The sequence below is a fragment of the Pedobacter lusitanus genome, from assembly GCF_040026395.1.
GTDB lineage: Bacteria > Bacteroidota > Bacteroidia > Sphingobacteriales > Sphingobacteriaceae > Pedobacter > Pedobacter lusitanus.
This window is the reverse complement of the sequence record NZ_CP157278.1, coordinates 1,809,030-1,830,945: the sequence shown is the minus strand read 5'-3', so window position 1 is coordinate 1,830,945 and position 21,916 is coordinate 1,809,030. Positions and strand designations below refer to the sequence as shown.

At 40.3% G+C, this 21,916-nt stretch carries 15 protein-coding genes; 9 read left to right on the top strand and 6 right to left on the bottom strand.

Annotated features, from left to right (window positions below):
• Positions 1 to 46: 46 nt before the first annotated feature.
• The 9 genes from PL_RS07805 to PL_RS07765 all read left to right on the top strand — a co-directional run bounded on the left by PL_RS07805 (position 47) and on the right by PL_RS07765 (position 14,228).
• Entirely contained in the window at positions 47 to 1,225 is a 1,179-nt protein-coding gene (locus PL_RS07805; RefSeq protein ID WP_041882604.1) for a FecR family protein, read from the top strand.
• A gap of 174 nt (positions 1,226 to 1,399) precedes the next feature.
• Positions 1,400 to 4,783, top strand: a complete 3,384-nt coding sequence (locus PL_RS07800; protein WP_160292107.1) for a TonB-dependent receptor — start codon at positions 1,400 to 1,402, stop codon at positions 4,781 to 4,783.
• Positions 4,784 to 4,801: 18 nt separating this feature from the next.
• Positions 4,802 to 6,460 (top strand): RagB/SusD family nutrient uptake outer membrane protein, encoded by a 1,659-nt coding sequence (locus PL_RS07795; RefSeq protein WP_052496318.1) that lies wholly within the window; start codon positions 4,802 to 4,804, stop codon positions 6,458 to 6,460.
• A 103-nt stretch (positions 6,461 to 6,563) separates the two neighbouring features.
• Complete coding sequence (locus PL_RS07790; RefSeq protein ID WP_348621376.1) at positions 6,564 to 7,970, top strand: arylsulfatase; 1,407 nt, start codon at positions 6,564 to 6,566, stop codon at positions 7,968 to 7,970.
• Between the two features lie 14 nt (positions 7,971 to 7,984).
• The gene (locus PL_RS07785; RefSeq protein ID WP_041882602.1) at positions 7,985 to 11,158 is read left to right on the top strand and encodes a glycoside hydrolase family 2 TIM barrel-domain containing protein; all 3,174 of its coding nucleotides are present in this window, start codon (positions 7,985 to 7,987) and stop codon (positions 11,156 to 11,158) included.
• A gap of 181 nt (positions 11,159 to 11,339) precedes the next feature.
• Entirely contained in the window at positions 11,340 to 11,957 is a 618-nt protein-coding gene (locus PL_RS07780; protein ID WP_041882601.1) for a TetR/AcrR family transcriptional regulator, read from the top strand.
• Between the two features lie 68 nt (positions 11,958 to 12,025).
• The gene (locus PL_RS07775) at positions 12,026 to 13,246 is read left to right on the top strand and encodes an MFS transporter (protein WP_348621372.1); all 1,221 of its coding nucleotides are present in this window, start codon (positions 12,026 to 12,028) and stop codon (positions 13,244 to 13,246) included.
• A 57-nt stretch (positions 13,247 to 13,303) separates the two neighbouring features.
• On the top strand, positions 13,304 to 13,612 hold the full coding sequence (locus tag PL_RS07770; RefSeq protein ID WP_041882599.1) for a hypothetical protein: 309 nt from the start codon (positions 13,304 to 13,306) through the stop codon (positions 13,610 to 13,612).
• A 49-nt stretch (positions 13,613 to 13,661) separates the two neighbouring features.
• Positions 13,662 to 14,228 (top strand): cysteine hydrolase family protein, encoded by a 567-nt coding sequence (locus PL_RS07765; protein WP_041882598.1) that lies wholly within the window; start codon positions 13,662 to 13,664, stop codon positions 14,226 to 14,228.
• Here the strand turns inward: PL_RS07765 and PL_RS07760 are convergent.
• The 6 genes from PL_RS07760 to PL_RS07735 form a co-directional block, all read right to left on the bottom strand.
• Entirely contained in the window at positions 14,222 to 15,790 is a 1,569-nt protein-coding gene (locus PL_RS07760) for a GMC oxidoreductase (protein WP_082035936.1), read from the bottom strand. The two genes, PL_RS07765 and PL_RS07760, sit on opposite strands and share 7 nt — an antisense overlap.
• 63 nt (positions 15,791 to 15,853) lie before the next feature.
• The gene (locus tag PL_RS07755) at positions 15,854 to 16,513 is read right to left on the bottom strand and encodes a hypothetical protein (protein ID WP_041882596.1); all 660 of its coding nucleotides are present in this window, start codon (positions 16,511 to 16,513) and stop codon (positions 15,854 to 15,856) included.
• A 221-nt stretch (positions 16,514 to 16,734) separates the two neighbouring features.
• On the bottom strand, positions 16,735 to 17,793 hold the full coding sequence (locus tag PL_RS07750; protein ID WP_041886095.1) for a phosphotransferase enzyme family protein: 1,059 nt from the start codon (positions 17,791 to 17,793) through the stop codon (positions 16,735 to 16,737).
• Between the two features lie 83 nt (positions 17,794 to 17,876).
• The gene (locus PL_RS07745; RefSeq protein ID WP_041886096.1) at positions 17,877 to 18,905 is read right to left on the bottom strand and encodes a LacI family DNA-binding transcriptional regulator; all 1,029 of its coding nucleotides are present in this window, start codon (positions 18,903 to 18,905) and stop codon (positions 17,877 to 17,879) included.
• Between the two features lie 130 nt (positions 18,906 to 19,035).
• Entirely contained in the window at positions 19,036 to 20,385 is a 1,350-nt protein-coding gene (locus PL_RS07740; RefSeq protein WP_041886098.1) for a DUF3472 domain-containing protein, read from the bottom strand.
• Between the two features lie 70 nt (positions 20,386 to 20,455).
• A complete protein-coding gene (locus PL_RS07735; protein WP_200890805.1) occupies positions 20,456 to 21,913 on the bottom strand; it encodes a RagB/SusD family nutrient uptake outer membrane protein in 1,458 nt (485 codons plus the stop codon).
• Positions 21,914 to 21,916 lie beyond the last annotated feature (3 nt).

The window sequence follows — 21,916 nt, the reverse complement described above, 5'->3', positions numbered from 1 at the left end:
AGGGATTTCCCCGATTGGTTTGGCTATTAGTTAAACAGCCATTATAATGAGTTCCAATCAGGATAAAGACAAACTATCTGACCTAGCTGAAAAGTGGCGTAAAGGCACAATTACAGAAGAAGAAAAAAATACGTTTAATACGTGGTATAACTCTTTTGATGATACCGGATTGATTGTTGAACAAGAAGATGAACCTGATAATCCGGGAGAGCGTATTCACAAAAAGATATACAGTAAACTGGGTATCCGCTTCCCAAAGCAAAGAAACGCTAGATTGAAATATTCAGTTTTAGCAGCTGCTCTTTTTATCCTGATAGCAGGAACTGCCTTATATTTTTCTTTCCATACCAAATTGTCTTATCCACAGAGAAATGCCGTACAGCTCGCTTCGGTGATCAAGCCAGGAGGAAATAAGGCAACTTTAACATTGGCTAATGGTAAAAAAATCAGTTTAACAGATACGACCAACGGAGAAATTGCAGAGCAATCAGGTATATCAGTTACCAAGACCGCTGATGGACAGCTGGTTTATACCGTAAAGAAAGCTGCCATTGCCGGTACTTCCCAGGCAGGTCCACAATTCAACACTATTGAAACTCCTGTAGGCGGGCAGTATCAGATCAATCTGCCAGATGGAACTAAAGTCTGGCTGAATGCAGCCTCATCATTGAAATACCCGACACAATTTACCGGGAACCTGAGAAAGGTAGAATTAACAGGTGAAGGATACTTTGAAGTATCAAAAGATAAAAAGAGACCATTTACCGTAATCACAGACGGGCAGCAGGTGCAGGTATTGGGTACCCATTTTAATGTCAACGCCTATAAAGACGAACAGGTAACCAAAACCACACTTTTAGAAGGAAGTGTTCAGGTTTCGAAAACCACTGAACTGCAGAATGCGAACAGTTCAAAACGCTTAAATCCTGGTCAGCAGGCAGTGCTGAAACAAGCTTCATTTAAAGTAGATCAGGTAGATATCAATAATGTGGTTGCCTGGAAAAATGGCTATTTCACGTTCGGAGATGAAGATCTTGAAGTATCCATGCGGAAACTTGGCAGATGGTATAACGTAGATATTACCTATGAAGGCCATTTTGATAATATTTCTTTTGGCGGGGCCATTTCCAGATCCAAAAGCCTGGCAGAAGTCATCAAAATTTTAGAATTAACCCGGAAAATGAAATTTAAGGTTGAAGGAAGGAGGGTTATTGTTATGTCATAAATTCTACTTTCCCCACAAACACACCAAGCAACAAAATTATCAACTAAACCCGGTTACTGAGCCCAAAATGAGTAACCGAGATCAAACACAACCAAATCAATGTATGAAAATCTAACTTTTAATTCATGCAGGAAGCCCTGTAGGAATCAAAAAATTCTTCGCGTAACGAAGTTTATGATGATTGTAGTTTTAACCGCTGTTTTGCAGCTTAATGCGATGGCTTTTGCACAAACCCGCATCACTCTTTCACGTAAAAATGCATCACTTGAAAAAATTCTGAATGAAATAAAAACACAAAGCGGATATGATATATTCTTTATCAGGAAAGATCTGAAACTGGCAAAACCAGTTAATATTGAAGTTAAAGAAGCCAGTCTGGAAGATGCCCTTCAGCAGGTATTTGCCAATCAGTCTCTGGAATATACTATTGCAGCTAAAACTATAGTTGTGCAGGAAAAAAAGGCAGCTGTCAGTACTCCGGCAGCTGTGAAAGCAAATATCAGTGTGACTGGTAAAGTTGTTGATGAAAAAGGAGAAGGTATCCCCGGTGCTACCGTTAAAGTAAAAGGTACAGCACAGGGAGGTATTACAGACAGCAACGGACAATTTAAATTAGCGAATGTTGATGAAAAGGCAGTTCTTGTCATTTCTTACCTGGGCTATATTACCCAGGAGGTAAGTGCAGGATCAGGCAGTCCGCTGTTAATTAAACTTGCTGTACAGGCCAGTAACCTTAGTGAGGTGGTCGTTGTGGCCTATGGTACACAAAAGAAAAGCAGCCTGACTGGTGCTATCGCTACGATCAGCCCTAAGCAATTAAAAGACAGACCGGTAACTTCTATGCAAAATGCACTGCAGGGTATTTCTCCCGGTCTGACTATTCTGCAAAGGCCTGGCGATGTCAGCCGTAAATCTGACGGTACTTCAAATGGTTCAGGAGGTGTATCTATCAGAGGTAGAAGTAGTTTGCAGGGCGATGGAACACCGATGTACATTGTCGATGGTATCCCGTCAACCTCAGTAGAATTTTCTGCCTTAAATCCAAATGATATAGCCAGTGTTTCGATCTTAAAAGATGCATCTTCAGCAGCATTATATGGCTCAAGAGCTGCAAACGGAGTTATCATGGTAACTACCAAACGTGGTGGCGGAGACAGAACAGTTGTAGAACTGAATGCTGATTATGGTATTCAGAAAGCGACATTCCTGCCTAAATACGTAGGATCAGTTGATTACGCTAATTTATATAACGAAGCCAGAACCAATGCAGGTGGTAAAGCACTTTTTACACCTGCGCAGATTCAGGCTTACCGCGATGGTTCTCAGCCGGATTTATATCCGAATACAAACTGGTATGATAAAGTATTACGCAAAACTGCTCCTCAGAGTAATATCAGTGTGAATATTAATTCACCAGGCAAAACAACAAGTACTTATTTAGGATTGAATTACCTGACCCAGGCATCATTGATTCCGGATAAAAAACAAAGCAGGATTGGTGGTAAATTAAATACAGAAAGTATTATTGTTCCTGATATTCTGAAAATCGGAACCAATCTGTCTTTCACCAGTCAGAATTTCGATCGTCAGGGTGATTTAAGCTGGACAGAATTAAACCGTTCATTACCTACTTCAGTATATCGTCAGAGTAACGGAGATTGGGGAAGTATCGATAACGGTGTGGTCAATGCGCAGACAGCTGGCCGTAACCAGTCCCGTTCAATTCAGGAAGGTGGCTGGAGCTGGGACAGAGATAATTATCTGCAGACAGCAGCTAATTTTGTGCTGACCCCGTTAAAAGGTTTATCAGTTACAGGATTGGCCTCTTTCAAATTTACAGACGGAAATTCCAATACCTTCAATAATACGACAACGCCAATTAATAATTTCTTAACTGGTGCGCCGCTTACTACTACAGCAACTACTGTAAATGATATGAAGGAATATTACCGTAAACGCAGAGAATTGCTGGTACAGGGAACGGTGAATTACGAACGTACTTTTGATAAACATTATGGAAAGATCACATTTGGTGGAAGTCAGGAAAGTAATGTTTACAGAACTGCTTTTGTAGGCCGTAAAAATTTCCCTAACAATGATATGACTACTGTCGGAAGCGGATCTTCCAACGGTGAAGATATCAATTCGGATGATGACGGACAGGCAAACAGAAGCGGGCAGACAGAATGGGCAATGCGTTCGGTATTTGGCCGCTTTAACTATGTTTACAATGACAGATACCTGTTTGAGGTAAATACCCGTATAGATTATTCTTCACGTTTCCGTCAGGATATCCGCAGAGCAATATTCCCGTCTTTCTCCGCTGGATGGAATGTCTCGAAAGAAGATTTCATGAAAGATATCAGCTGGATCAGCAATCTGAAACTACGTGGTTCTTATGGTTCATTAGGAAATCAGGATGTAGTCCCTGTGGGTAACTATTTCGGATTAATTAATACCGGATATCAGTATAGTTTTGAAGGTGCTGCACAGGATGGTACATGGCAGGGAAAAATCCCTAACCCCTTAGCTACATGGGAAAAAGTCTATATGACTGATTTCGGATTGGATATGACTTTGTTTAAAGGAAAGCTGGATATTACAGCTGATTATTATATCAAAAATACCAAAGACCTCTTGTTAAGAGTTTCCACTCCAGGTACTATTGGTGTGAATACAAGTACTACTGATGCCAGAAACACTGGTTTGCCATTAATCAATGCCGCATCAACACAAAACAGAGGTTTTGAATTTGGTTTAACCTATAATGATAAAATCGGCAGTGATTTCAGTTACAGCATCAGTGGTAATTTCTCTGTAATCAAAAATAAAATTACGGGATTGGGAGATGGAAGAGATAACCTTTCTGACCCATATATCCAGCGTATAGGTGAATCTATAGGTTCATTTTACGGCTATGAGGCAGATGGTCTTTTTACAGATGCTGCTGATGTAAAAAATCATGCATTCCAATCTGCAGCTACAGGACCTGGTGATATAAAATACAAAGATCTGAATGGTGATGGTAAGATTGATGCCCTTGACCGTAAAGTGCTGGGTAATGATGTTCCCTGGTTTAACTATGGTTTTAACCTTAGTGCCAGCTATAAAGGATTTGATTTTAATGTGCTTACTTATGGTGTGGCAAATGTTAAAACTTATTTATCACAGGAAGCTGCCTTTCCATTTTTCAACGGAGCTAATGTTAAAGAGCAATGGTTAAATCGCTGGACAGCAGATAATCCTAATCCTAATGCAGATTTTCCACGCATTTTAACCACTGCCGCAGGTGGACAGAATTATACACAAACTTCATCTTTCTGGTTGTTTAGTGGTGCATATTTCAGAGTCAGAGGAATTACACTGGGTTATACCTTGCCAAAACAGGTGAGTAAGAAATTTGGAATGTCCAGATTACGTTTTTATGCCACAACCAATAATCCATTTACCATTATGGCAGACAAACGTCTGGCAGATTATGATCCGGAATCAGGTTCAGGCAGAGGCGGGTATCCAGGTATTAAAACCTATTCACTGGGCTTAAATGCGAGTTTTTAATCATCAAAAAATAAGACAATGAAAAGATCATCAATATATATACTTACAGGCTTACTGGCACTTAGTGTTGCCACTTCCTGTAAAAAAGATTTTTTAGAAAGACCACCACTGGATCAGCTTTCAGAAACTACTTTCTGGAAAAGTGAAAATGATGTTTATAAGACCGTCATGGGAGTTTATAATCAACTTCCCGGAGTAGATGGGGCATACGGTATTTTTTATTGCGATGGGGCATCCGACAATGCACATGCACAGTATCCATGGGAAAGTTTTGCTACCGATGCTTCTTCAGGAGCAATTACATCGGCCAATTCAGATAACGGATGGGATTATATAGGTATCCGCCGTGCTAATTATTTCCTGGATAACGCAGATAAGGTAACTGCTATAGATAAAGCATTGTTAGAACGCTATAAAGCAGAAGTACGCTTTCTGAGGGCTTTCAATTATTTCAATTTGCTGAGCAGATTTGGAGCCGTTCCTTTAATCACGCATGTGGTAGCCATTGGAGAAGAAAACGTTCCGCAAACTTCAAAGGCGGATGTTTTGAAATTTGTTTTGGATGAACTGGAGGCAGTCTCCAAAGTTTTACCTCAGTCTTATGCAGGTGGTAAGCCAAATGAAAAAGGCAGAATTACCAAAGGGGCCGCTTTAGCTTTAAAAGCCAGAGCTTATCTGTATGATGGACAGTGGCAACAAGCAGCTGATGCATCCAGTCAGGTTATGGGATTAGGTTATAGCTTGTTTAAAGTAACCACCTCAGGAAATACAGATGACTATAGCCAGTGGGTTAACTTTACGGATGCCGCAGATGAAAAGAAATTCCGTTTGGGTTTAAGCAGCTATGAGTCGATCTTTTATCAGAAAAATAACGGAAACTCTGAAGTTATACTGGACCGTCAATATATCAAACAGATAGATGCCAACTCTATTAACACCTATTTACCTCCGGGTACTATTGGCGGATGGAGTTCAGTAACACCTACACAATCATTGGTAGACAGTTATGCAAGTTATAAAACAGGAGATGCGGTAACTCCGGTTGATCCAGCACAGCGTGCAGCCCTGTATCTGGCTAAAGATCCTGCTTTTGCCAACGAATATAAAAATCGTGATCCGCGTTTATATGCAACTGTTTTATTTGAAAATGCACCATGGACAGCAATGGCTGATAATTACAAATTTAACTGGGTAGAAGGAGCTTCCAACATGTCTCAGACAGGTTATAATTTCCGTAAAATGGTAGATCCTGCGATTTTCCGTGAGCAGGTAGATAACTATGCCAACGTAATTTTAATCCGCTATGCAGAAGTTTTATTAACTTATGCAGAAGCTAAAAATGAAGTGAGCGGACCGGATGGAACTATTTATGATGCCCTGGATGCGATCCGTACACGTGCCGGAATGCCGGTGGTAGACCGTTCAAAATATAGCAATCAGAGTTCGTTAAGAGAGTTAATCCGTAATGAACGCAGAGTAGAGTTAGCTCTCGAAGGTCAGCGTTATATGGATATCCGCCGCTGGAAAATTGCACCACAGGTAATGAAAACTATCAATAATATTAAAAACAGTCAGGCGCAGCAACGCTTATGGACTGATAAGTTATACCTGATGCCTATTCCTCAAAAGGAAATCGATCTGACCAAAGGCGTATTAAAACAAAATGCCGGATATTAGACCTGTTTGAATTTTAAAAGGATCTGAAATTCCCGGTATATTTTATAATCAGACAAATCCTGCCTTTTTACAGGCGGGGTTTGTCTGTTAAACGGATTTAAAAATGAAGAAACTGGCTACGTTTATCTGCTTAACTTTTGCAGCGGTTACTATTTTGAAAGCGCAGGACAAACCCAATGTGGTTTTTATTCTGGCAGATGATATGGGTTATGGTGACCTGGGCGCTTACGGACAAAAGCTGATCCGGACACCAAACATTGATAAACTAGCAGAAAACGGGTTGTTATTTACCCAGTTTTATGCAGGTACTTCGGTCTGTGCCCCTTCAAGATCTTCTTTAATGACCGGGCAGCATACCGGACATACCGCAATCCGGGGTAATTACGAGATTAAACCAGAAGGGCAGCGGCCTTTACCAGATTCTACCATCACACTTGCTAAAATGTTTAAAAAAGCAGGTTACACCACAGGCGATTTCGGGAAATGGGGCCTGGGCTTTGTCGGTTCATCCGGCGATCCGTTAAATCAGGGTTTTGATCAGTTCTATGGTTATAACTGCCAGCGCCAGTCCCATAACTATTTTCCGGAACACTTATGGAATAATACACAAAAGGTTAATCTGGACAACAGCTTTACCAATCTCCAGGTTTATGCACCAGAGCTGATTCAGCAACAGGCACTAAACTTTATTGAAAACAATCAGCGCAAACCGTTTTTTCTGTATTTATCCTATACTTTGCCTCATGCTGGTTTGCAGCTGCCGGCTGCAAATGAAGAATTTGAGCAGTATAAAAAAGCATTTAATGAACAGCCACGGGCGATAAAAAAAGAATGGGATGGTAATGGTTATCAGCCACAGGCCTATCCTCATGCTGCCTATGCCGCGATGGTGACCACATTGGATACCTATGTAGGGCAGGTGGTTGCTAAATTAAAAGCCCTTGGACTGGACAAAAACACCCTGATTATTTTTACCAGCGATAATGGACCACATCGTGAAGGCGGTAATGATCCTGAATTTTTTAACAGCAGTGGTGGTTTCAGAGGGATTAAAAGATCACTTTACGAAGGCGGAATCCGTGAACCTATGATTGCCAGCTGGCCGGGAAAAATCCAGAAAGGTAGACGCAGTGATCAGGCAGGAGCATTCTGGGATTTTCTGCCAACTTTTGCCGAATTAACCAGACAACCAGTACCGGCCCATGTAGATGGACTTTCGATTTTACCTGTATTGCTTTCCAAAGGTAAACAGCAGCAGCATGAATTTCTGTACTGGGAATTTCATGAAGACGGAGGCCGTCAGGCTGTCAGAAAAGGGAAATGGAAAGGCGTAAAAAACATGGCTGATCTGGAAACCTCCGGGTGGGAACTTTATAACCTGGAAACAGATCAGAAAGAGCATAATGATCTGGCTGCGCAGCAGCCCGCTATCGTTAAAGAGCTCGAGGAAATTGCAGGCCGGTCACACCGTCCGTCAGATGTGACAGAATGGAACTTTAAAAGAAATTAACGTAAAACACATAAATGAAATCCTCACTTCAATCAACGCTTTTGGGCATGATAGTCCTGCTTTCGGGTACGGTTACCGTGAAAGCACAACTCCTCCCTGCCGAGCTGCAAACCCCGGATATTGTATCCGTTAACCGGATGCCTATGCGTGCGGAGTCTTATGCCTATGAAAATATGGCTCTGGCAGCTAAACGACAAAAAGAAAACTCTGCGTATTTCCTGTCTTTAAATGGAACATGGAAATTCAACTGGGTACAGGACCCGGCCAAAAGACCGCTGGATTTTTACAAAACAGATTACAATGATACCGGGTGGAAAGATTTTAAGGTACCAGCTAACTGGGAAACCAACGGATATGGTTTACCTATTTATGTTAACCAGCCATATGAGTTTGCAGGTCAGAAAAAAAGAGGCGGACGTTTAAATCCCCCTTTTGATATTCCTGCTGATAACAACCCGGTAGGTTCTTACCGTAAAACTATCGAAGTTCCGGCAAACTGGGATGGCAGGCAGATTTTTATCCATCTTGGTGCAGTTAAATCCGCCTTTTATATCTGGGTGAACGGGAAAAAAGTGGGGTATAGTGAAGATAGTAAACTGGCAGCCGAATTTGATCTGACCAAATATGTAAAACCAGGAAAAAACCTCATCGCACTGGAAGTTTATCGCTGGAGTGATGGCAGTTACCTGGAATGCCAGGATATGTGGCGTATCTCCGGAATAGAACGTGATGTCTATTTATATGCCACTACAAAACTGGATATCCGTGATTTCAGGGTAAATGGTAATCTGACTAAAGACTATACTAATGGTGTATTGGATGTACAGGTTAACGTAGACAATTACAGAATGGATCAGCGGACCAATCACAGTAAAGCAGATACCTTTTCTGTTGCACTGGAACTGAATGATGCAAGTGGAAAGTCTATCTGGAAAGAAACTTCAGCTGCACAAACCGTACTGGGTAATTACCATAAGGTGGTGGACTTTAAAAAGGAGATTCCGTCAGTTAAACAATGGTCGGCAGAGATCCCTTATTTATACACGCTGAATATCATCCTTAAAGATCAAAAAGGAGCAGTTCTTGAAGTCATTCCACAGCGTGTAGGATTCCGTAGTGTAGAGATTAAAGGCAGCGATTTTCTGGTTAATGGCAAACGTGTTTTTATCAAAGGAGTGAACAGGCATGAGCATAACGCCAGACAGGGGCATACCTTAACCCATGCAGATATGCGTAAGGATATGGAGATGATGAAAAAACTCAATATCAATGCCGTGCGTCACTCTCATTATCCGCCAGATCCTTACTGGATGGAACTTTGTGATGAATATGGTTTATATGTCATTGATGAGGCAAATATTGAATCACATGGCCGTGGTTATGATCTGGCAGTGACTTTTGCAAATGATAAAACCTGGCGTAATGCTCATTTTGAGCGTATCCGCAGGATGTATGAAAGAGATAAAAATTATCCTTCGGTAGTGACCTGGTCACTGGGTAATGAAGCCGGAAACGGAACCAATATGTATGAAGGATATAACTGGCTTAAAAATACAGACAATACGCGTCCGGTACAATACGAACGTGCAGAAGAAGATTTCAATACAGACATGATTGTGCCACAGTATCCTGATCCAAACTGGCTGATTGAGTATTCAAAAAGCAACGAGACACGTCCTTTAATTATGAGCGAGTTTGCGCATATTATGGGGAATAGTCTGGGTAATTATGATGAATACTGGAATGCGATAGAGCACAACCCTAAATTACAGGGCGGTTTTATCTGGGAATGGATTGACCAGGGTTTAGACACTGTTAAAAATGGAAAACGCATTTTAGCTTATGGTGGTGATTTCCCGCTTTCCGGCCCGGTTAATGAAGATTTTAGTGATAATAATTTCTGTGTTAAGGGAGTAGTTACGGCTTACAGAGGGTTGACACCTATGGCTGTACAGGTTAAAAAGACACATCAGTTTATAAAAACAACTTATGCTGGAAATTATGAGATTAAGATAAACAACAGCTATTTTTTTAGAAATATAGCACATACGCAGTTAAACTGGGAGCTTACAGAAAACGGAAAAATAGTTGATAAAGGAACAGTTGCCAGTCTGGCTGTTGGTCCCCGTGCAGAAATTACTGTTGCTTTACCAGTTAAATTTAAACAGCAGCCTGGTAAAGAGTATTTTCTGAATGTACATTATGTGCTTAAAGAAGCAGAACCATTTTTAGAAAAAGGTTATGAAGTGGCCTATGAGCAGTTTGCCCTAAATAAAATTGAGCCTGCTTTGCAGATACCTGCAGTAAAAGGTAGTTTGCAGGTTAATAAAACCGAGCAGATATATGCTGTTTCGGGTAAAGATTTCAAGATCGAATTTGATGTTAAAGCAGGTTTGTTGAAAAGCTATTTTCAGCATGGAGAGCAGTTGCTGCAAAAAGGACCTGTTCCGGCTTACTGGAGAGCACCAACGGATAATGATATTGGTGCAGGTTTCAATAAAAGACTGCGTAAATGGAGAGATGCTTATCAAACCGGAAAACTGCTTTCTGCAGAACTGAATCAAAATGCTGATGGCAGTTATACTATGAATTTCAAAAAGGAATTACTCGAAGGTGAAGCTATACAGGAGTCGGCTATTACCGTTTTTGCTGACGGTACTTTAAAAATGGATTATCATTTAAATACCGTTAAGGGTAAATATCCGCTGCTGCTAAGAGTAGGAACTGATCTGGAGCTGAAAAAAGAATATGAAAATATAGAGTTTTACGGCAGAGGCCCGTGGGAGAACTACTGGGACAGAAAAACAGCTTCGCTGGTTGGTTTGTATAAACAAAAAACAAAAGACCAGTATTTTGCTTATGCCCGTCCGCAGGAAAGTGGCAATAAAACAGATGTACGCTGGGTAAGTTTCACCAATCAGAAAGGTAAGGGGTTACAGTTTGCTTCCGGAAGTAATCTGTTAAGCTTCTCTGCACTGCCTTACAGCCTGGATGATCTGGACCCTGAACAGGATAAAAAACAGTATCATTCTGGTGAATTAACTGAAAGAAACAGTATTTACGTGCATATGGACGCACAGCAGTCTGGTGTACAGGGAATAGACAGCTGGGGTTCCAGTCCGTTAAAGGAGTATCGTATTCCTTTTGCAGAGCAGACTTACAGTTATTGGATTAAACCGGTTAAATAAGAGATTCCGGTTTTATTCAGGAGGGGAGGTTTTAGCGAAATCAATATCGCTGAAACCTCCCCTTTTTGCGAAATAACAATTCTTTATGATCAGCTGATCGTAAAGGAATAAATAGATTTTTCGACATATTTTGTTTAAATGTCAAAATCACTATATTTGTATCTGTTAAAACAATAAAACTATGTCTGTCAGCGAGCCGGTAAAAGATGATGTAATACAGAAGCAGATATTACAAGCTGCCAAACAACTGTTTCAGGCACATGGACTTCAAAAAGTAACCATGGACGATGTAGCTAAAGCTGTCGGGAAGGGAAGAAGTTCTCTTTACTATTATTATAAAAGTAAAGATGAAATTTTAGATGCTGTCATGGACTCCGAAATTAGCGAAAATCTGGCAGCAGTTGCTGTAGCAGTAGCTCAGGAATCTACTTCAGAACAAAAAATAAAAGCCTTTTACTTAACCAGATTGCAACTTTTGGAGAAAAGAAGAGCGCTTTACAGTGCCCTGGATGTAGGCATGGATGCAACTGAAATGTCTAATTTCAATAAAGCCAAACATCTCATTCATAAACGTGTAATTGAAAAGGAGAGCGAATTGCTCAGACAGCTATTAACCTTTGGTATAAAAACGGGAGAATTGCGCCCTATGGAACCGGCAGAACAGGAAGACTTGATTTTTGTGCTCCTGAGCAGTTTGCATGGTTTAAAAAGAGAAATGGTGTTGGAGAATGATTTTAGCAGGATGGAGACAGCGGTAAGTTCATTGGCCCGTTTAGTTATCCATGGTTTAAAGAAATAAAAAAATTTGCCCGTTATTCGACAAATTGACAAATAATGTCGAAATGATTAATTAATAGAACAGATAATATGATAAAAACTGAGCGTATAACCAATACATTCCGTGCCTTTGGTAACCGAAACTATAGTTTGTTTTTTGGTGGCCAGTCTGTTTCTCAAATTGGCACATGGATGCAACGTACAGGAGTGAGCTGGGTGGTCTATACGATGACACATTCTGCTTTTATGCTTGGTCTTACCGTTTTTGTGTCTCAGTTTCCATCCTTTCTTTTTTCTTTATTAGGCGGGATTGCATCAGACAGATATAACAGATATAAAGTATTACTGATTACCCAGATAGCCTCTATGGTACAGGCCGTTTTACTTGCTATACTGACTTATGCCAATCATTACAGGGTTTGGGAGATACTTTTGCTGAGCGGTATACTTGGCGTCATCAATGCTTTTGATGTACCAGCCCGTCAGCCCCTGATCCATGAGATGGTAACAGATAAAGCCGATTTGCCCAATGCGCTTGCGCTTAATTCTTCAATGGTAAACCTGGCCAGATTAATTGGCCCGGCATTATCTGGCATTATCCTGGTGAAATTTGGTGCAGGTACCTGTTTCCTTTTAAATGCGGTGAGTTTTGTGGCAGTGATCATATCCCTGCTTTTAATGAAATTACCTGTTTATGTAACTGCACCGGTAAAAAAGAAAATCAGGTCTGATCTGAGTGATGGCTTTACCTATCTGAAAAACACATCTTCTATCCGGATCATGATGCTGATGCTTGGCCTGATCAGTCTTTTGGTGTTGCCTTATAACACACTGCTGCCGGTATTTGCTAAAGTGGTTTTTAAGGGGGATGCAGCTACCTATGGTTATATCAATAGTTTTATCGGTGCAGGTGCTGTGATCAGTTCTGTATTTCTTGCATCTGTGAAACCAGAAGCAAATCTTAAGTTTATTTTGCTGATCAATACTATAGTTCTCGGTGTCAGTCTGTTGCTTTTCTCTCAATTCAGTTATTTTCCGTTAGCGATGTTTTTTGCTGCATTGTCAGGGTTTGGAATGATGTGTCAGACAACAATCTGTCTTACCATCATACAAGTAGACTCAGATCCTGAAATGAGAGGCCGGGTAATGAGTTATGTGGCAATGGCTTATTTTGGTATGCTTCCACTGGGAAGTCTGATCATTGGGGTCATATCCCAAAAGATAGGTGCACCGGCTGCTATTTTTTTTCAGGGTATAACTGCACTTATTATTGCGGTTTCATTTTATAAATATCTGAGAAGTGATCAGTAGAAAAATTAATTCAACAGGTTCATATAATAAAAAAAAATATCACTTAAACTCTTCATTATGCAATGGTATCATTATTTCAGCGGCTTCTGGGCCGGTATGTTTTTAGCGAATTTCGTACCTCATTTTACTAAAGGTATTTCAGGAGACGCATTTCCTACACCTTTTGCAAATCCACCGGGGAAAGGACTTTCATCTCCGTTTTTAAATGTAGTCTGGGCGCTCTTTAACCTGGCAGCAGGTTATCTGTTGTTCAGAGCCGGTAAGATATCAGCCGACAACAGTCTTTCGGTTATCGTGTTTTTTGCAGGTATAGCTGTAATAAGCTTATTAATGTCAGTACGCTTCGCTGATAAGATGAAAAATTAAAAGAAACAATTAATCAATCAATCAATCAATCAATCAATCAATCAATCAAATGGAACAAAAAACTCAAAACACAGCATTACTCGTCATGGATATGCAAAGCGGGATATCAGGTCTGATTGAAGCCCCCGTATTAACAGCGCTTACTGCTAATATTGCTGCTGCAATCAAACATGCCCGCAGCCAAAAAATTCCTGTTATCTATGTCACCATTAGTTTCAGAGCAGGTTTACCGGAAATAAGCGATAACAATAAGAGCTTTTCTGCAGGTAAAGACAGGCTTAATGGACTAAACATGGAAGACTTTGCCCGGATTCTTCCGGAGCTTGCGCCAAAGGATAATGAGGTGGTAGTTATTAAACGCCGTTACAGTGCCTTTACCGGAAGTGATCTGGAAGTCGTTTTAAGAGCCGCAGGTATTCAGCATATTGTACTGGCAGGTATTTCTACCAGTGGGGTCGTGCTTTCTACTTTACGCGAAGCCGCAGATAAAGACTATCAGATAACCATTTTATCCGACTGTTGCGCAGACGGTGATGAGGAAGTACATCGTGTTTTAATGGATAAGATTTTCCCGCGTCAGGCAGCAATTTCTACGGCCGGTGAATGGTGTCAGTAGTTTTGGAAATCTTCTGCAATGATCTTTTCTATATTTCTTTCAGCAATTGCAGTAATGGTCACAAAGGGATTTACACCTGTGCTGCCCGGTAGTAATGAACCGTCGCAGGTGTATAATCTTTCATAACCTTTAAATCTGCCATATAAATCTGTTGCCCGGCCTATAACGCAGCCACCTAAAGGATGATAACAGATTTCTCCGTTAATACCGTGCTTAAATAACAAACGGGCGTAGGTGCCTCCATTTTCGTTATTTAATTTGTCCATCAGCTGTTTGACATCCGCTATGGCATTTGTGCTGAAATTTTCGGCGACTTTTAAATTCACTTTATTGGTCAGGGCGTTATAGCTAAATTTACCACGGTTCGGATTTTTAGTAATGGCCAGATATAAAGAAGTCCAGGTTTCCATTTTCATAGGCATGGGCGAAATTTCAGCAAAAACGGGATGTTCTTTATTATCCCAGTCATCAATTGCCATGGTTGGAATACAGGACTGTTTACTGCCTGTACCTTGTTTGATAAAGTTTCTGCCAGCCATTACATTACCATTATTCCCCCATCCTTCGCCTACTTCCTGATTAAGCGCCGGTAAAGTACCAGTTGCTTTGGCTTTGACCATCAATTCGGATGTACCCATGCTGCCAGCACAGACAAAAAGAAAATCGCAGCTGAAATCCTGTGAAAATACGGTATCTCCTGAAGTATTGATGTTATCCACTTCCAGCTTATAACCTGTTTTTGTACTGTGGATAGATCTTACACTATACAATGGTCTGATTTCGACGTTTTTTGTTTTCATGGCTGCGGCCAGATAAGTTTTATCCAGGCTTTGTTTTCCAGCATTGTTTCCATACACAACTTCACCATTTAAAGCAGATTGATAAACCTCTTTCCGGCTTTCTTTTTCCATATAGTCAAAGTCATAGACATTGGGTACAAAAACGGTTTTATAACCAGCTTTGTGAGCCTGATCTCTTGCAGTACGGGCAAATTTATAATAAGGAGTAGTTTCAAAAAAGCGGGGCGAAATGGAATTGACCTTTAACATCCGGTTGGCCAGCGGAAAATATTTGTCGTACATTTCTGCGGCATTGATTTCCGGCATGATACTTTCAAAATAGGCTCTTTTAGGTACTACAGCCATTCCTCCATTGACCAGTGAGCCACCACCGACACCTCTGCCTACATAAACTTTCAGCTGATCGGTATCTATTCTGTCCAATACGCCTGTGTACTTTTTAAAGGTAAAGACATTGGCAAAAGGCAATATACTGTGTGATTTTAACCAGGTAGAACGTTTATCCGGAAAAATCAGTTTGGAGAAAGTGCGATGTTCTTTACTGGCCGGCCAGTCCATACCCATTTCCAGCATGAGTACTTTAATCCCTTTTTCGGCCATGCGCAGGGCTGCAACTGCAGCTCCATAGCCAGTACCAATAACAATTACACGATGGTGTTCAGTCTCCTTTTTTTCAGGCAGCGGAACAGCAGCACTTATTTTTGAAGCCGTTAGTCCTATACCTAAGACAATATTACTTTTGATAAACTGTTTACGATCCATCCTGCTTTAGATTTTAATTAAACACTAAACAAAATTGGTGCCCTTTAAATCATATACCGGATGCTAAAAAGCCAGCCTGGTATCAGGTGAGGATTGCGGAGCCAGCTGATAGTCATTATCTGCCTTATAATAAAGCTCTTCATTTTCGGGAGTATCAAAGATCATACAGTTGAAAAGTGCAAGAGTATAGAGTAGTTTTATTTGCTGAGGATTCCGCTGACCTTTTTTAAGATCAGCTTTCCAGTCGCTGTCAGGGTATTTCTCCTGATAAACAGTAGTGAAGAATTTTAACTGGGATTCTGCATGACTAAAACTGATCCAGTGCGGGAGTACTGACAAACCTGTGCAGCTTGCCATTTTATCCCGGCTTTGTATCTCTTCGGCTGTAGGTTTGCCATAAAAGAAATACAGATATATCCAGCATGCAGTCATGGCAAAGCCAAAGATGCTCTCCGCCAGGAAATTTTTTATACCATTTTCAAAAGTCCAGAAAAGAAAAAAGGCAGCGATGATGAAAGTGAAAAATCTTCCATAAGCAGCTTTAACACTTTTGGAATGCAGTGCCAGATCCCATCCTGTCCTTTTTCTGAAGGAAGAATCAATTACACACATCGAAGAGGTTGGAAACAGGGGGATGAAGAAAACATGAAAGAACTTGGTTTCTATCCAGTGATTTTTGTAGTCCTCTATTTTTCCATAGAAGCCGGTTCCGAATATGATCATGAGAGCGATTTTATAGCTATGAAGATAAAAAAATATTAATATTATTAATATTTTTTTATCAATAATTAATCGCAAGCAGATTAAAGAGAAGCAAGAGGAAAGTTGGGGCAGTGTAAGTGAACTGAGTTGGTATAGGGTTGGTATACCCCTGGGGTATACCAACCCTATACCAACTCAGTTATCTGACCCATAGCTGAGCTATCAGTAAAAGGATTTATGTTTTATTGAATTGCTATTTTGCCAATGATGTTTTCCAGTTGAGGTTCCAGTTCCAGGTATTTCTCCAGCAGCGTGATCTGGTTTTTAGTCCTGTTCAGGTTATGGCCTTCATATTTTTCACCATAATAAATATCGTTCTGAAGATAGTCAGCTAAAAAGCGGATGGCCTGCATGTAGATCAGGAACTTACCTGCATAAATGAAATAGCTTTTTTCAGTTGGGGTCAGCACATCACCCATTTCTTCCATATAACCATCATAAATGGCTTTAAAGAAATCTTTTCTGACATTGATTCTGCTCAGGTCAGTTTCTTCCTCACCAGCGGCTGATAAATAAGTTCGCATCATATCACCAACGTCACTGATGAAATAACCAGGCATTACAGTATCCAGGTCTATTACACAGATCCCTTTATTATTCTGGTCAAAAAGGACGTTATTGATTTTAGTATCATGATGAATTACCCTTTGCGGAATCTCATTGCGCTCTACTATGTTTTTATAAGTAGTCACAATATCCACATGATCCATAATAAAAGCGATCAGGTCTTTAGACTTTTCTTTACGCTCTGCTGAGGCATTTTCTACAGCATAGGTAAACTGATCAAATCTTAAGGACAGGTTATGGAAATCCGGTAAGGTAATGTGCAGTTGTTTAACGTCGAAATCGTTGAGCAGTCTGGAAAATCTTCCAAACTGTCTGGCACCCTCGTAGGCTTCTTCTTTTTTGTTCAGGACATTCAGAGAATGTGAATTCTCTACAAAAGGAAACAATCTGAAATATCCTTCAGAAGTTTCTATTAATGAGCTGCCGGATGATCCGGACAGGGGAGAAACAAAAAGATATTCCGGATGCGTTTTGCTCAGATATGACTTTAGTCGCGATACATTCTGATCTATATCCTGTGGATTTTTAAATACAGACTGATTAACCTGCTGCAGGATATATCCTTTAGATTGAGTAGTTATTTTCCAGGTACGATTGATCAGACCATCTCCAAATAATTGTACGTCACTTTCAACAGGTTGAATTCCGTACAACGGTAAAATCTTATCAAGCATATATTAGGCGAGTTTATTTTTTTTCGTAAACTCAAACTTAATCAATTTCGCTATCAGATTGCTGTGCAAACGTTTGTGTAAATTTATTTCTCCTTGCCTACGATTAATTCAGATTCTACAACTACGTTATAATAAGCAGTTTCTGTTTCAGAATCACCCTTGGGTTTGTTAATCAGATCCAGTAAAATGTCTGCTGCCTTCTTTCCTTGTTTGTACGGAAACTGTTCTACCGAAGCAATAGGTGTAAAGTCCATATAATTGATCAGCGGCAGATTGGCATAGCTTACAAAATCAATATCCTTATTGATCTGGATGTTTAGTGAACGCGCATAACGGATCGCAAATAGAGCCACATAATCATTGAATGTGACTATTGCTGTAGGTTTGCGCTTGTGATTCAGGAAGTTATCCATCGCTTCAATAGTTCCTGCTTCTGTCAGATCACAGTTCAGCATTAAAGATGGATCAAATTTTAACCGGTGAGAGGTCATGGCCTTGATATAACCGTTCTTTCTTTCCGTACTGGCTACCAGGTTAGTAGGACCGTTGATCATACCAATAGTACGGTGACCTTTTTTTAGCAGGAAGTTGACAGCCTCATAAGTACCTGACTCCAGGTTGGAGGCTACAAAGTGTATATTTTTAACAGGTGGGATACGATCAAAAAATACAATAGGAATATTTGATTTTTTGAAAGCTTCCAGATGTTCGTAGGTATTGGTCGTTTTTGATACCGAGATTAACAGCCCGTCTACACGCTGCATCTTCATTTTTTCAATGAGTAACTTCTCTCTGTCTGCATCATCATGAGACTGGGCAAGCAATACGGTATAGTTTCTTTTATAGGCTATATCTTCAATTCCGCTGATAGCCGCAGAGAAAAAAGATTCAGCAAGTTCGGGCAGAATAACGCCTATGGTATGCGATTTACCCTGTAAAAATTGAATAGCTCTCTGATTTGGCTCATAGTTAAGTTCTTTGGCCATTTTTTTTACCCGCATTTTGGTAATCAAACCTATGCTGGAGTGATCATTCAAAGCTCTCGAAACGGTAGATACTGAAATATCGAGCAGCTTGGCTATTTCTTTTATCGTAGTTGGTTTATCTGACATTTATCTCAAATGTTGCAATTATCTTTTAATATAAGTAATAAAAATGACTAAAAAAAAAGCCCCGGCAATTCGTACCGGGGCTTTTTGCTAAGTATCAAATGATAAGCCGTTCATAATCATCAAAGAATAATTAAGGTAACTGGCTGAAATCGATAACCGGATGAGCAGCTCCCGTTGAAGGTCTGTTAAAATTTTGCTTCAAAGTAACAGCATCACTAAAGAAACCACCGTTTCTTAAAAAGAACTGATTACCATTTACTCCGCCTCCGACATCTTTTCTGTAACCTCTGTTGGCAATATCATCACCGGTAAATTTCATAGCTGTAATTTCTGTCCAGTTACCGCTGGTATCAATTGCCCATTGATTGCCGTAATTAGCTTTTCTTTCTATATTTCCCATATCCTGATTGAAGTTTTCAAGGAATGAGTATAAACTTTTTAATCTGGTATTGGTTGCCGGACGCTCAAAACTTGCAATTAACATCCAGTTGCCACCCTCAGGTTTGAAATAAGACGTGTAAACTGTTTTATTGGTAGCTGCATCTGGTTGCGCTCTGGTTAGAAAAGCATAGGTTTTACCTGCTACCCATGGATAAATCAGATAACTCTGTCCACCTGATCCTTCATTGCCAAATTCTCCGCTATGTACATCAGCGCCTTTTTTAATCAGCTTGATTTTTTTATCATCTGGTATAGTAGCCGGATCATCAGTAGGGAATGGACTCCACAGAGAAAACAAAACTCTGCGCTCAGTGGCAGAATTTACCTGGATACCAAAATAGCCTTCTCCGAAGCCATTGGACATGAAATAAGAACCGATCGGGTCTGAACCTACCGGAACATTGATTTCATTATAAAACCATTCTACATTGTTTTTAATGGCATCAGGAATGGTATAGTTGACATGAACTGACGGTCCTCTGCGACCCCAGTAAAAACGGGAGTCGATATTATCTTTTACATAAGATACACTGTCAGTTACCGGTTGTCCGCTGATAATTAAATCAGAAACATCGCCAAAGTAACTTCCTGTTTTACTTACGCCCTGTATATCAAATTTAACGTAACCTTTGGCTGTGATGTTGAAATTTCCAACCGCTACAGTATCAAATGATGAATTTGAAGCAGTCGTGCTGATAGACTGTGTACCAGTCGATACTTTAAACGTACTGTTTCCTCCCGGAACTTTCATTCTCAGTTTAACAGTAATGATACCCGGAGCTTCTGTTCTGAAATAAACACTGGTTACTGCATTGGCATTGGTCCAGTTGGCCAGACCATTGTTATTAATGATTTCACTTCCCGTGGTTTTCACCCAGGCGTTGCCGCCTAAGGCAATGACAATTTTTGGTCCTGTAGCTACAAAATCTGTAATCTGTTTGGCTGTTTTAACATTGTCATCACCTGTTAAGGTACTCTTTTTACAAGAGGTCCCGATGAGCAGGGACAGGAAGGATAAGGATAAGATAAATGTTTTCATAGGTTGGTTGTTTAGGTTATAATAAAAAAATTGAACCAGCCTGGTTAATGCTGGTTCAAAATCGGTGACCTTAAGGATTCTGAATCAGGTTAGGATTAAGCGTAATATCATTCTCAGGAATAAAGAAAATCACCCTCGGATCAGTATAAGGAATTTGCTGTGAAGTTTGTCCCGAAGCCAGATGGGTACCAGGATAATCTCTGTTCAGCGTTCTTTTATTTCTGAAAACGTCAAATTTGCGTTGTGATTCAAAGGCAAATTCCAGTCTGCGTTCATCCAGAATCACATCCAGTACACTGGTATAGCCCATCATATTACCTGTAGAGAATAAAGCATTTCCGCTTAATCCTGCACGGGTTCTGATGATATTCACATCTGCAAGTGCGTCATTTGGTCTGCCCAGCTGGAAAGCGCATTCCGCTCTTGTCAGATACATTTCTGCCAGTCTTAATACGACAGGGGAGCTTAAAGTTTCATAACCTTCCTGGAAGGAGTATTTGTTAATGAAATATTTAGGATAACCATTTCTTTTCTGAAGAACCGGATTGCCCTGTGCGTCTTTCTTAATTGTTCCATCTTCATTTTTTTCATATTGAGGTACAACAAATGAATTACGTAAATCTTCAGGGAATTTATTGACTAAGGATCTGTAAGACTGCGAAGCATACATCTCACCATAACCGATAGCTCCACCCCAGTACATAGAACCTATGGCGTCATCCAGACGGTCATCTTTCAATACGTGTCTGATCGCAAAAATAGTTTCAGGATTTGCTTCAGGAACACCGGTAAAATATTTAGCATATCCTGTAGATGGCACCAGAGAATAACGACCAGTCTTAATTACCTGATCTGCATAATCAAATGCATTTTTATAATCTCCCATATACAAATAGACTCTGCTCAGCAACGCCATAGCAACTTCTTTGGAAGCAAAGTTGTTGTTTTTTGTACTGTTCATCAATTTGATCGACTTTAACAAATCGCTAATTACCAGGGCATAAACATCTTTTACTTTTGATCTGGATGGTAATTCCGTCACAATAGTATTGGTTTTAAGCATGACGCCAAGTGATTCACCATTGTCATCAGTATAGGGACGACCAAAGAATTTGACCAGATCAAAGTTCACCATCGCTCTTAAAAAGTAATTTTCTCCAAGCAATTGATTTTTCACCGGGTCCTGGCTTTCTGCTACTTTTTCTATCACGACATTAGTTCCGAAAACTGCCTGGTAGGCTTTACGCCAGAAGTTTTCCACGTTACTCTGATTTTTCTGATGCTGATAGTTATAAGCATAGAACAGCGGATCAGTTGTTGTTCCGCTCAGCGAAACGTTATCACTTGCATATTCAGAAAAAATATGATAATTACGTACATAGTACGGATCTTTAATATAGTTGTAGGTACCGATAGTAGCTGCCTGAAGACCTTCAAAGGTAGTTACAACTTGTTCAGTCGTCATCCCTGCATAAGGATCCAGGGTCAGGCTTTTTTTACAGGCAGTAGCTGACACAATAAGTGCCATGGC